11 protein-coding genes are annotated in these 12,966 nt (G+C 49.3%); 4 read left to right on the top strand and 7 right to left on the bottom strand.

Going from position 1 to position 12,966, the window contains the following annotated elements; all coding sequences use genetic code 11:
- Positions 1-56: 56 nt before the first annotated feature.
- From dnaG to Q0274_RS01305, 3 genes are all read left to right on the top strand, one after another.
- The gene (gene dnaG / locus Q0274_RS01315) at positions 57-2,189 is read left to right on the top strand and encodes a DNA primase (RefSeq protein WP_298026957.1); all 2,133 of its coding nucleotides are present in this window, start codon (positions 57-59) and stop codon (positions 2,187-2,189) included.
- A 9-nt stretch (positions 2,190-2,198) separates the two neighbouring features.
- Positions 2,199-3,182, top strand: a complete 984-nt coding sequence (locus Q0274_RS01310) for an argininosuccinate synthase domain-containing protein (RefSeq protein WP_298026955.1) — start codon at positions 2,199-2,201, stop codon at positions 3,180-3,182.
- A gap of 211 nt (positions 3,183-3,393) precedes the next feature.
- Positions 3,394-3,948, top strand: coding sequence for a hypothetical protein (locus tag Q0274_RS01305; RefSeq protein WP_298026953.1), 555 nt, complete (start codon positions 3,394-3,396; stop codon positions 3,946-3,948).
- 100 nt (positions 3,949-4,048) lie between these two features.
- On the opposite strand, the gene Q0274_RS01300 is transcribed toward Q0274_RS01305, so the two are convergent.
- The 5 genes from Q0274_RS01300 to Q0274_RS01280 form a co-directional block, all read right to left on the bottom strand.
- Positions 4,049-5,401 (bottom strand): CAP domain-containing protein, encoded by a 1,353-nt coding sequence (locus tag Q0274_RS01300; protein WP_298026950.1) that lies wholly within the window; start codon positions 5,399-5,401, stop codon positions 4,049-4,051.
- Positions 5,376-6,959, bottom strand: a complete 1,584-nt coding sequence (gene pckA / locus Q0274_RS01295; protein WP_298026948.1) for a phosphoenolpyruvate carboxykinase (ATP) — start codon at positions 6,957-6,959, stop codon at positions 5,376-5,378. Before pckA ends, Q0274_RS01300 begins: the two co-directional genes overlap by 26 nt.
- A 132-nt stretch (positions 6,960-7,091) precedes the next feature.
- A complete protein-coding gene (locus tag Q0274_RS01290) occupies positions 7,092-8,930 on the bottom strand; it encodes a biotin/lipoyl-containing protein (RefSeq protein ID WP_298026945.1) in 1,839 nt (612 codons plus the stop codon).
- Between the two features lie 41 nt (positions 8,931-8,971).
- On the bottom strand, positions 8,972-10,333 hold the full coding sequence (locus Q0274_RS01285; protein ID WP_005871492.1) for a TRAP transporter large permease subunit: 1,362 nt from the start codon (positions 10,331-10,333) through the stop codon (positions 8,972-8,974).
- Positions 10,334-10,426: 93 nt separating this feature from the next.
- Positions 10,427-10,996, bottom strand: a complete 570-nt coding sequence (locus Q0274_RS01280; protein WP_298026942.1) for a TRAP transporter small permease subunit — start codon at positions 10,994-10,996, stop codon at positions 10,427-10,429.
- 96 nt (positions 10,997-11,092) lie between these two features.
- Between Q0274_RS01280 and Q0274_RS01275 the strand changes: the two genes are divergently transcribed.
- The gene (locus Q0274_RS01275; RefSeq protein ID WP_298026940.1) at positions 11,093-11,722 is read left to right on the top strand and encodes a hypothetical protein; all 630 of its coding nucleotides are present in this window, start codon (positions 11,093-11,095) and stop codon (positions 11,720-11,722) included.
- A gap of 1 nt (position 11,723) precedes the next feature.
- Here the strand turns inward: Q0274_RS01275 and Q0274_RS01270 are convergent, their stop codons facing one another.
- On the bottom strand, positions 11,724-12,107 hold the full coding sequence (locus tag Q0274_RS01270) for a type II secretion system protein (RefSeq protein ID WP_040304027.1): 384 nt from the start codon (positions 12,105-12,107) through the stop codon (positions 11,724-11,726).
- Positions 12,108-12,170: 63 nt separating this feature from the next.
- Positions 12,171-12,944, bottom strand: a complete 774-nt coding sequence (locus Q0274_RS01265; RefSeq protein WP_298026936.1) for a 3'(2'),5'-bisphosphate nucleotidase CysQ — start codon at positions 12,942-12,944, stop codon at positions 12,171-12,173.
- Positions 12,945-12,966: the final 22 nt, after the last annotated feature.

Raw genomic sequence — 12,966 nt, 5'->3', positions numbered from 1 at the left:
AACCTCGTCGCAAAAATAAAGGGCAATTATAGCAAAGTGCGGGTATAATTTCGCTTATGATTAAAAACGAAAGCATAGAAAATCTGCTGGCCACCGTAGATATCGTAGATGTCGTAGAAAAATATGTCCCGCTTAAGCGCAGCGGCGCAAATTTCGTAGGCGTCTGCCCCTTCCACGACGATTCGCACCCGAGCATGAGCGTGAGTTCCAAACTTGGAATTTTTCACTGCTTTTCATGCAAAGCTGGCGGCAATGCGATTAAATTTATCCAAGATTACGAAAAGATAAGCTTTCCAGAAGCGGTCGAAAAGCTTGCGGGGATGTATAATTTCGCGCTGCAATACACCGGCGCTAAAGTCCAGGAACGCAGCGAAGAGAAGAAGGTGCTTGAGATTTTAAACGCCTACTACCAAAGCTGCCTTTATCAAAATCCCGCTGCCGTAAAATACCTGCACGATCGCGGACTGAGCGATCAAAGCATTCGCAAATTCGGCCTTGGCTACGCAGGAGCTAGCGCGCAGACGATCAGGGTTTTGCAAAACGAAGAAATTCCGCCGCAAGACGCGCTAAATGCGGGCGCGGTGAAGCAAAACGAGCGCGGGCTTTATGCTAGCTTCATCGAGCGGATCACCTTTCCGATCTACAACCACGCAAGCAAGCTTGTGGGCTTCGGCGGCCGCACGATAAGCGATAATCCCGCTAAATACGTCAATTCGCCGCAGTGCGCGCTGTTTGATAAATCTAAAATTTTCTACGCATTCGATCTTGCGAAAAAAAGCGCGATCGCCAAAAAAACCCTCATCATCACCGAGGGCTACATGGACGTCATCATGCTGCACCAAGCGGGCATCGACAACGCCGTAGCGGTGCTCGGCACGGCGCTGACGCCCGCTCATCTGCCGCTCATAAAGCGCGCGGAGCTTAACGTCGTGCTTAGCTTCGACGGCGACGTCGCTGGCATCAATGCGGCGATGAAATCGGCGCGGCTTTTGTGCCTGAATAAGATCGACTCAAGCGTCGCTATAATCGGCGGCGGCGCCGATCCTGCGGATATGATCGCGGCGGGCAAGGTACGCGAGCTAGAGCAAATTTATGCTAGCGGCATGGAAAGTGGGGAGTTTCTGATCCGAAGAATCGCTAAAAAATACGACCTCGCCCGCCCCGTGCAAAAAGAAGCGGCGCTAAATGAGATCAAAGAATTTACCGCAGCGCTCGGCCCCGTGCTCGCCGAGTCCTATCAGAGTTTAGTGGCGCAAATTTTAAACGTCTCGCCGGGCTCGTTCAATCTCGCTGACGGCGGTAAAAATTTCGGCGTGGGCTTTGAGGGGCGAAATTTTAACGAGAGCGGGAGCTTCAGCTCTCGCGATTTCGGCTCTCACGAAGGGCGCGGCGCAGACGGCAGGGGCGGTGCGAGCGGGAGCTTAAGCGGCGGAAATTTTGATCGCGCGCAAAACACGGCGCGCTATGAAAGCTCTGCGCCGCCTGCGGCTTCGGCGAGGCTCGGGCGGACGCTACTGCGCCGCAAGGAGATCGCGGAGCTTCAGATCATAAAATCGATGCTGCTTGATGGCGAGATGGCACAGCTCGGGCTCGGCTGCTTGGAGCGGCGCGATTTTCGCATGCACGGCGATATTTTCGAGGCGTTTTTGGCTTTCGCTCGCAGCGGCGGAAATTTTAAAAATTTCATCGCGGGCGAGGACGGCAATGTAGACAGCGCCTCCGAAAATTTTACCGCGGGCGGCGCGGGAGAAAATTTTATCCGTAGAGAGAGCGCAAATTTAAAAAGCGGCGAGAATTCTAGCGAGCAAAATTTTGACGGGCAAGCTTCCGCAGGCGCCGTAAATTTAAAAGGCTCCTCCGCGCAGCAGGGCGCAAACGGCGGCGAGAAGCAAGAAGTAAACAACGTCGCGAAGCAGGGCGAGAGGGAGGCCGCAGCTCAAAATATTCAAAGCGCTCAAAGCGTCCAAAATGATCAAAATGCCGAAAGTGAAGCCTGCGAAAATCTGCGCGCGCTTGCGCTGGATGATGAAATTTTGCCGATCGGCGGCGCGGCACTTTTTAACGACGCGTGCAAAATTTTACGCCGCAACGCCCTGCAAGATCTGATGCAAAAGCTCAAAAACTCCGACGCGCCCGACAAGATCGAGCGGATCTTGGAGTATCAAAAAAAGATCAATCAACTCAAGTAAAGGAACGAAATGAAGGCATTGGCGCTCTTTAGCGGCGGGCTTGACTCTATGCTCGCGATCAAGCTCATCGTCTCGCAAGGCATCGAGGTGCTCGCGCTGAATATGGATATCGGATTTGGCGGCAAGGACGATAAGAGCGAGATCATGCGCCGCAGAGCCGCGGCCGCGGGGGCAGATTTTAAAAGCGTCGATATCAGAAGCGAATATCTGCGGCAGGTGCTTTTCGAGCCCAAATACGGCTACGGCAAGTACTTCAACCCCTGCATCGACTGCCACGGATATATGTTTAAGACCGCGCTTGCGATGCTGCAAAGCGAAGGGGCGAGCTTCATCATCACGGGCGAGGTGCTCGGACAGCGCCCGATGAGCCAACGCGCGCAGGCTCTAGCTCAGGTCGGCGGGCTTAGCGGCGATGAGGAGGGGCTGATCCTGCGTCCGCTATGCGCGAAGCTGCTGCCGCCTACGACGCCCGAGATCAAGGGCTGGGTCGATAGGGGCGCGCTGCTTGATATCAGCGGGCGCGGGCGCACTAGGCAGATGCAGCTCGCGGCGGAGTTCGGCTTTGAGGATTACGAAACGCCTGCGGGAGGCTGTCTGCTGACCGTGCAGAGCTTCAGCGAGCGGATCAAGGATGCGGTAAAATTTGAAAAGATCGAAACGCCCGCGGACGCTGAAATTTTAAAATTCGGGCGTCATCTGCGCCTGCCTGAGGGCGCGAAGCTCATAATCGGGCGGGATGAGAGCGATAACAAAAAGCTTGCCGCCGTGCAAAATCCGAAATTTAGCGAGATAAAATTTAAAGATGACGTCGTGGGCGCGCTAAGCCTGCTAAGTAGAGGCGCGAGCGAGGCGGATAGAGAGCTTGCGGCAAGGCTGGCGCTAACCTACGCCAAAACGGACGCCGCGCACAGCTACGCCCTGCTCATAGACGGCAGCGAGCTGAGCGCAAGCCCATTTGAAAGCAAGGATGCCGCCCGCGAGCATTTTGTGTAAAATCTAAACCCGCCATCCAAGTTGTATTTGATAGGCGCAAAAACGATACATAAGCGCAAGAAGCTGCGATAGCAGATGCAAGAGTAAAATTTAAAACGGCGGCGCCCGAAAAACGAGCCGAAAATGCGGCGACGGCAGGCTAAATTTAACCGCAGCGAGCGTTAAATTTAAAAGCAAAAACGAGTAAATTTTATAAGCTTAAGGAGCGTTTATGGATTATTTCAAGCCGTTTTTCGTAAAGATCGCAGGCCGCGCCAGAGATGACGATCACACGAGCGCGCATGATCAGATCATCGCGCCGCTACTGCAAAACGCGCTCGCCGCCTACGTCTATAACGGGCGCAAAGATAGTATCGTGGGAGCTTTTGGTAGCGTGGAGCACCCGCTAAACTTGAGCGAGTTTAGTTTTCTCGTGCGCGAGCGGGGCAAATTTCGCCTCGATCTCTCGCGAGAATGCGTAAACGGCGCCGAGATCTTTTGGAACGCCTGCAGCTTTAGGCGCGGCTCGGTTATTATTTTGCTCGAGGAAGAGTTTGATTTGGCGCCTATTTTACGCCGCTGCGCCGAGATAAGCATAGACGAAACGCCAAATATGGGCAACAGCCCCGTAGCGACCAAGCTTGCTAAGTGCGCGATGAGCGAGGGGCGGATCGCCGTGCTTTTTAGCGCATCAAACGGAATAGAGTGGATGGATATCTACGCTCCTGAGGCCGTGCAGGCTAAAATTTTAAAACTTGCGGATGAAATAAATGGGGATGAAATTTAAAATTTAAAAGCAGGTCTCTGCATTAAATTTCACGCAAGATAGGTATTATGCGCCCCTGTGCGCGCAAACAAAAGTAGAGGTTGCAAAATAGGCCTCGTGCCTATCGCCCTCTGCGCCTTGCCAAAAGATAAAACAAAATGATCGCCGCCAAAACCGCCACGATTGCGGCGTAAATTTTACCCATGCCGCCGTAGCTTTTGGAGCCGTCGCTTAAATACAGATTTATTATCGCACCGTTGTCTGTCGAAATTTCAAGCTTCGCGCCCTTTGCACCGTTTAGTTTTACGCGCAGCATATTTGCCGCGGGGCTTGAAATTTCTGGCTTATCCATAAAAGAGTAGCTGGTTTTGTAGCTTTTCATCAAATCATTGCAGTCCTTGGGGGCTACGAATATATCGTAAAACGCGCCGTTTTTCACGCTCAAATTTTCTCCGCCTTGTACGACGAAGTATCTAAATTTAGGCGCTTGCGTGATAAACTCCCACCGCAGCGTTTTTTGCTTCCCGCCCTGCTCGTAATTAAACTCCGCGCCGTATTTGGCGTCAAATTTAAAAACCTCTCTGCTGAAAAGCACAAACTGCCTATCGCTTAAAATGGCGTTAGGATCGGAGTTTTTGTCTAAAATTTTAACGTTTTGAAGCTCCCTGCCGCCTTCGTAAATTTTAAAACTTTTCATCGTTACGGGCGGCCCCTCGGCATTAAATTCCACGCTTACGGGATTTGCGGTGATTTTGCACTCGGGCATGGGATCTGGAATTTCATTACTGAAAAACGCAAGCGCGGGCTCGTCGTTCGGATAATATACGTAAGGGCGCGAGTTTAGCGCGGTGGCGCTTTTGAACTTATCTTCCCTCATGCGTAGCGTTTCGTTTTTACACATCCCCAGTAGAAATTTGCCGCTTCCTTCGTCGTTTAAATTTCGCGAGCAAAAGGCGTTGAGGCGCGAATTTCCCATCTCAAAAACGTAGCTACTTTTTTTGCCGTGCTCAAAATAGCCGATGCCGATCTCATCCGAGGCAAAATCCAAAAAGGCAAATCTATGGTAAATCGCGCTTAAAAGCCCGTCAATCGCGCTTTTTAGATCGCTTGAATTATAGGATAAATTTTCCCTCACGACGGCACTATAGCCTGCGTAAAAAGCACGCTTTGACGGATTTTCACCCGTAAAATTCGGTCTGCCCGGAGTCTCGTCGTGCGACATCGCCTCGTTTGCGACGACATATTTTGCGTGATTAAGCGCGGAGGTGTTTAAAATTTCATTCTGCGAAAGCTGATTTAGCCCCGATTTTGCGCGCACATTGTTGATGTAGCTTAGCGGATCGTCGTAAAAGGAAAAGCCGCTCATCGCAACGAGCGGCTGTTTTAAATTTGAGGGGGCGTTTTCGCATGCGGCAAAAAGTGCGCAGATCGCCCCGAGGCCCAGGAGCCTAAGCCGTAGGGCCCGCTTTGGCAAACTCGACCCCCTCTTTTACGTCCTCGTAGCGTTTGAAATTCTCTTCAAACATCTTTGCAAGCTTATCGCGCGTGATCTTATATTCCGCCGGGTGCGTCCACGTATTGATAGGATTTAGTAGCTTCGTCTCGACGCCTGCGAGTTCTTTTGGGATCGCTAAGTTAAATTTCTCGAAATTTTCAAATTCGCACTTTTTGATACTGCCGTCTAGGATCGCGTTTATGCACGCGCGCGTGGCTTTTATGCTCATTCGCTTGCCCACGCCGTACGCGCCGCCGCTCCAGCCGGTGTTTACGAGATAGACGCTGACATTATGCTTGTCGATCTTTTCGCCCAGTAGCTTAGCGTAAACGGTCGGGTGCAGCGGCATAAACGGCTCGCCGAAGCACGCGCTAAAGGTCGCCACCGGCTCGGTGATACCGCGCTCGGTGCCCGCGACTTTGGCCGTATAGCCGCTTAGGAAATAATACATCGCCTGCTCTTTAGTAAGCTTTGCGACCGGCGGCAAAACGCCGAATGCGTCGGCAGTTAGGAAGATGATGTTTTTCGGATGGCCGCCCGCAGAGCTTGGCTCGTAGTTATCGATGTGATAGATCGGGTAGCTAACGCGGGTGTTTTCGGTCTTGCTGCCGTCTTTGTAGTCTACTACGCCCGCCTCGTCCGCAACCACGTTTTCAAGTAGCGCGTCGCGTTTGATCGCGGCGTAAATTTCAGGCTCGCTGCTCGGGTCTAAATTTATGCATTTCGCATAGCAGCCACCCTCGAAGTTAAATATACCCTCATCGTCCCAGCCGTGCTCATCATCGCCGATTAGCTTGCGATTTGGATCGGTCGAGAGCGTCGTTTTGCCCGTACCGCTTAGGCCGAAAAATAGCGCCGTGTCGCCCTCTTTGCCCACGTTTGCCGAGCAGTGCATGCTTAGCTTGCCCTCAAGCGGCAGCCAGTAGTTCATCATAGAAAAAATTCCCTTTTTCATCTCGCCGCCGTACCAGGTGCCGCCGATAACCGCGACGTTTTCCTCAACGTTAAAAATAACGAAAACGTCGCTGTGAAGCCCGTCGCTCGCGTAATCTTCGTTTTTACATTTGCACGCGTTGTAAACGACGAAATCAGGGCTAAATTTAGCTAGCTCGGCCTCGTTTGGACGGATGAACATATTTTTTACAAAATGCGCCTGCCACGCGACTTCGGTTACGAAACGAACGTTTTTGCGGCTGGATTTGCTAGCGCCGCAAAATGCGTCTTGGATAAAGATTTCCTTGCCACTTAGCTGGGCTTTGGCTTTGGCTAAAAGCTTATCGAAAAGCTCTTTTGAGATAGGCTGATTTACCTTTCCCCAGGCGATGTATTTTTGGCTCGGGTCTTGCTTTACGAAGTACTTATCTTTTGGGCTGCGACCCGTGAATATACCCGTATCGACCATAAAGGTGCCGTTGCTTGACACGCGCCCTTCATTCATCGCCTTTTCAAGCTCGAAAAGCTCGTCGTAGCTTAGGTTGTAGTTGATTTTTTTGATATTTTTAAGACCTAGTTTATCCAGATCGTTCGGAGTTGTCATTTTGCGTCCTTTTTAAATTAAATTTTGATAAAAGATTGCGCTATTATAGCTTAAAATTTAGGTGAGCTCGCTTAAGCACCGAGGATTGTCGCCATGAAATTTAGGCGGAAGCGCCCGCCTAAATTTTAGAGCTTATTTTAAAATCGCGAGCACCTGATCGGCATCGACCGTATCGCCCTGGGCGATCAAAATTTTATCGATTATGCCATCACGTGGGCTTTCGATATTTATCTCCATCTTCATCGCTTCAAGAACGATGACATTCTGCCCCGCCTTAACGGCGTCGCCTTCTTTTATTAAAATTTTAAATACGTTACTAGGAAGCGTCGCTTTTATATCGTTATCGTCCGTACCACCTCGCGCGTCAGCAGTGGGCTGCTCGTGGGCAGAGCCTTGCGGCTGCGGCTTTGCGGGCGCTGAGGTATCGAAACTGACGTCGTATCGATCGCCGTTTACGAGCACGTTTTGTCCGGCAAATTCTACGCTGTAAATTTTACCGTTAATCTTAACATCAAATTTGCCGTTTTTAGAAATACCGCTTTGATGGCTTGCGGCGGGTGCTGCGTCCTCTTTTTTGCGGCTCATCACCTTACCCTCGCCTTTTAAAAACGCGATGCCCTTTTCTTTGCACGCAAGCGCAATAAATATGTTCTCCTCGCTAGGCTCGATGCCCTGCTCGCGTAGAATCTTCTGCGCATACGCGACGCTCTTACTCTCGTCGGCATCGGCGATATCTACGGCGTGTTTGGTCGTAGGCTGTAGTCCTAGCTGCTCCGCCGCCATCTTAATCACACCTTCATCCGGCTTAACGGGCGTTTTGCCGAAATAACCTAACACCATCTTGCCGTAGCCCTCAGCGATCTTTTTCCACGGGCCGAACATTACGTTGTTAAACGCCTGCTGGAAATAAAACTGACTAACCGGCGTTACGCTCGTGCCGAAACCGCCCTTTTCGACGACCTCGCGCATAGCTTTGATGACGGCTGGGAATTTGTCTAAAATTTTATTATCGCGCATCATCTGAGTATTTGCTGTAAGCGCGCCTCCGGGCATCGGGCTAAACGGAATGAGCGGGCTTACCTGCGTAGCCTCTGGCGGCATGAAGTAATCCTTCAAGCACTCGCCCAAAACCTCTTCGTATTTTAAAATTTTCTCTGCATCCAGGCCCAGGTCGAAATTTTGCCCCTTCGTCGCGTGCAGCAACGTGAGGATGTCCGGCTGGCTCGTGCCGCCGCTTACGGGATGTGCGGCAAGGTCGATGCCGTCTACGCCCGCAACGAGCGCAGCCTGATAGCATGCGACGCTAACGCCCGCCGTCTCGTGAGTGTGCAAGCGGATATGCACCCCGTCGCCTAAAATTTTACGCGCGCGCCTGATCGTCTCATAGACCTTCTGCGGGCTGCTCGTGCCGCTTGCGTCTTTGAAGCAGACGCTGTCAAACGGGATCTGCGCGTCTAAAATTTGACGCAGAATTCTCTCGTAAAATGCCGCATCGTGCGCGCCGCTGCATCCCGGCGGCAGATCCATCATCGTAACCACAACTTCGTGTTTAAGACCGTGACGATGTATGCACTCGCCGCTAAATTTTAAATTTTCCACGTCGTTTAGCGCGTCGAAATTTCGAATCGTCGTCGTGCCGTGCTTGGCAAAAAGCTTAGCGTGCAGATCGATGATCTCGCGGCTGCCTGTATCGAGCGTGACGGTATTTACGCCGCGGCTAAGGGTCTGCAGGTTCGCCTCAGGTCCCACGATACTTCTAAATTTATCCATCATCTCAAAGGCGTCTTCGTTTAGGTAAAAATATAGGCTCTGAAACCGCGCGCCGCCGCCGAACTCGAAGTGCATGATGCCGGCCTCCTTCGCCGCGCTAACGGCAGGCAGGAAGTCCTGCATCGCCACGCGCGCGCCAAAAACCGACTGAAATCCGTCGCGAAAAGTCGTGTCCATAACGTCGATAAGCTTTTTAGCCATTTTTAGCTCCTAAGTTAAATTTAGCGTGAATTTTAATATTTCTAGCCTAAAAAAGCTTTTAAACCAAAAACCCCCGGAAAGATTGCGAGCGTTAATAGCACTAGAATTTGCAATAAAATAAAAGGTAGTACGCCCTTGTAAATATCCGTAGTGTGGATTTGCGGCGGCGTCACACCCTTTAAGAAAAATATCGAAAATCCAAACGGCGGCGTCATAAACGACGTTTGTAAATTTACAGCGATTAAGATCGCAAACCACACGGGATTGATATGCAAAGACTCTACTATCGGCAAAAGTATTGGCAAAATGATATATGAAATTTCGACATAATCGAGAAAAAATCCAAGCACTATGATAACTACCATCGTAAGTGCGATAAATCCCCATGCTTGACCGGGCAGATTCTCCATAAAATTTTTTACGACCTCATCTCCGCCCGTGTAAGAAAAAATCATCGAAAATGCCGTGGCGCCCATCAAAATCATAAAAACCATGCCCGAAATTTTAGCGGTATTTTTTAGCGCGTCATAGATCAGCCTAAACGAAAACGTGCGATATAAAACAGCTAGCGCTATCGCACCCAAGCAGCCCACCGACGAGCTCTCCGTAGGCGTAGCGATGCCCGCAAAAATAGATCCCAAGACGAGCAAAATCAGCACGAGCACCGGCACGACGTTTTTAAGCGCGATAAAAATTTGCTTTGATTTGCTAAGCCCCTCTAGCGGCGGAACAGGCGGTGCATAATCTTTGCAAATATATGAAATAATCGCGATATAAATCACATAAAAACCCACTAGCACAAGCCCCGGAATAACTGCTGCAGAGAAAAGATCACCCACAGAGACCGAAAGTATATCGCCTAAAATAATTAGTACGATCGAGGGCGGGATAATCTGCCCAAGCGTGCCCGCAGCAGCGATAGTGCCGGTAGCTAGAGGCTTATCGTAGCCGTATTTCATCATCACAGGCAGACTGATGACGCCCATAGCGATGACAGTCGCGCCCACGATGCCCGTCGTAGCCGCAAGTAATGCGCCTACCAAAACGGTGCTGATCGCCACGCCACCTCGTACGCCGCCGAATAAAAATGCCATCGACTCTAATAAACGCTCCGCAAGGCGAGTCTTTTGCAAAATCATACCCATCAAAATAAAAAGCGGCACCGAAATTAGCAGCTGATTTTCCATAATCGAGTAAATTCTATTAGGCATCAGTGAAAAAAACTGCCTGCTCATATCCTCGAAAGCTTCGGTTAAAATTTCAAAGCCCTGCGCGTAATCCCACGCCTCACTAAGTCCGTAGATAAAGCCGAAAATCACAGCCACGGCGCCGAACGTAAACGCAACGGGAAAACCCAGTAATAGCATAAAAAGCGCTGCCGCAAACATCACTATGCCTATCATAGCTCGCCACCTTTTATCTTGCCGTGGCAAAATTCCGCCCAAGCGCGAAAAGCGTAAAATTTATAGAATTTTAAATTTAAGCTCATTCTGCCCTCACACACTCTGTGCGCCCGAAGAATTCCCACTAAGAAATTCCGAGCCTTTGTTTTCCCTAACATCAAGCAGGGCGTTAATATTTTTAATCAAAAATCCAAATGCGTAGATAAATAAAAACGCATAGCTAAGCGTGATTGCGGACTTGATGATCCAAAGATGCTGCATACCGCCGGGATTGGCGCTGGCCTCATGGCTCGTATAAGCCTCGCTTACATAATCGATCGAAAAGAATGCCACGAGCGCCACGAAAGGCAAAATGAAAAATATTGTGCCTAAGATATTTATGAGCGCTTTTGCAGTGGGATTAAATTTTTCGTAAAAAATATCCACGCGAACGTGTGCGTTTTCTTTAAGCGCATAGGTCACACCGAATAAAAACATCGCCGAATATAGCCACCACGTAAGTTCTTGCATAGCGACGGAATTTGCGACAGGAAAAAGATAACGCGCCACAACATTGTAAAAAACGACTATAACTAAAAGCGCCAAAAATACGATACTCAATACGCCTAAAATATTTGCGAACGCATCAAAAGCTCTTTCTAATCTGCGTAAAAAACCCTTCAAAATTTTACCCTTTGCTTGAAATTTTTGCTATAAAAGCTGGGATTTTAGCAAAAATATCTGCAATTTATTATAAAATTATGCGCGGAAAGGATTTTTATGATTTTAAAATTTCAAAACAGATACTCTAAAAAATTTCTCGCCTTTTGCGCTATTTGGGCGCTTTTTTGGCTAGCGTTTTCATATTTTTTCTTGCAAAAATTCCTTTTTATCTATCCGGAAAGCTTTAGCATTCACGTGAGATTCGCACTTTGCGCCATAGCGCTAGGAGCGGCGATTTTAGCGGTTTGCGGCAAGGACGTTTACGGCGCGATCTGCGGATATGCGGTGTGGTTTTACGGCGCGGCGCTGGGATTTGTCTCGTCGCTAAATTTAGCTAAAATTCACACGGTACTGCGAGGGAGCGGAGATATGAGCGGGATGAGCGGCTGCGGCGGAGCGGTGAAATTTTTAAATTTTGATCTAAGCGTAGTGCCAATTTTTAAGCCATTTAATAGCTGCGCATTCGACGTACCAGTGGTGCCGACCGATACAACGCTAGAGGGGCTGCAAGCCAAACTAACGGCGCTTTATAGCGGAGGCTGGTATCTATTCCCGGCAAGTAAAAACGTGGATTTAGCACAATTTTGGAGTTTTATCTTTATATTTTTCGCAATTATTTGGATGATTGGAATTTTGCTTGGATTTTTGAATAAAAAGGCGTGGGATTTAAAACCCCACGCAAAATAGGTCATTTAACGATAATAAGAGCGTTTGAACTATAGATATTATCTATATTTTTAAGTCCCGGCATACTCCATACCCGATCACATAAGCCATCTCTGCCTTTGGTTAAGGTCACTTGCTCCTTGTTGTCATATGTGTATGTAGCGCAGATATGACCTTTAACCCTTATGGGATTTGGCACATTCATCATCTGTGAAAAATCCTGGTTATACTCACCTTGTGCCGTATAGTAGCCCACTAGATCGTTGAGTGATGTGGCTACATTATGCGCCGTCCTCACTACTTCAGCATCGTCTCTAGTAGCTATTAGTCTTGGAATGGCAACTGCCGCCAAAACACCTAAAATCACGATCACGAAAATTAATTCGATCATAGTAAAACCCTTCATGTTTTTATCCTTTGATAAAAAATTTTTGGACTTATATTATAGAGTGTTTACTATAAATTTAACTTAAAAGTTCTTTGCGAATTCTAACATTTCAGATAAATTTTTCATCGCACTCGCGCCGACCGCCAAATAATGGTTATTTATCAGGCTTTTTCCATTATAAAGAGGCGCCTTCATCGTCTTTAGATCTACCACCGCTCCGCCGTTTTGATGCAGCAAAAAATCCCCAGCGGCGATGTCCCAAAGCGAGCAGTCGCTAAATCTCGCATACGCGCTGGCGCCCCCCTCGGCTAAGATGCAAAATTTTATCGCAGAGCCTTTGCGTACGAGCTGCATTTTAAATCTTTGCGCGAATTGCGCGTATTTTACGGATTTGCCGTGGTGGCCGTGCATAAATGTTTGCGGCGCGCTATTTGGGCGAGCAAGCAGCGCGCCGTTTTTATAAACTCTGCCGCCGTTTGAACTATATATATCGCCGCTTATAGGGATGCCGATTACCGCTAAAATCGGGCGTCCATGCTCTATCAGCGCGATGCAAACACAAAACTCGCCGTTGCGCGCGATGAACTCCTTCGTGCCGTCCAGCGGATCTACCAGCCAAAATCTCTCCTCGCTCATGCGCCGTTTGCTATCCAATACGCGCTCTTCCGAGCAGATCGCGATGCCGCTGGGCTCCAGGGCACGCATTATCGCATCATTTGCCGCAAGATCGGCATTCGTAAGCGGCGATCTGTCCGCCTTGACAAAGATATCAAATTTATCGTAGTTTTGCATTATCGCGGCATTTGCCTTTTTTGCGGCGTCCTCGGCAAGCGCCAAAAGCTCATCCAAGCCCACTTTCGCTCCTTAAATTTAACGG

The sequence above is a fragment of the uncultured Campylobacter sp. genome, from assembly GCF_937973075.1.
Classification (GTDB): domain Bacteria; phylum Campylobacterota; class Campylobacteria; order Campylobacterales; family Campylobacteraceae; genus Campylobacter_B.
The sequence above is the reverse complement of the archived record's forward strand: the minus strand, read 5'-3'. Positions and strand labels throughout refer to the sequence as shown.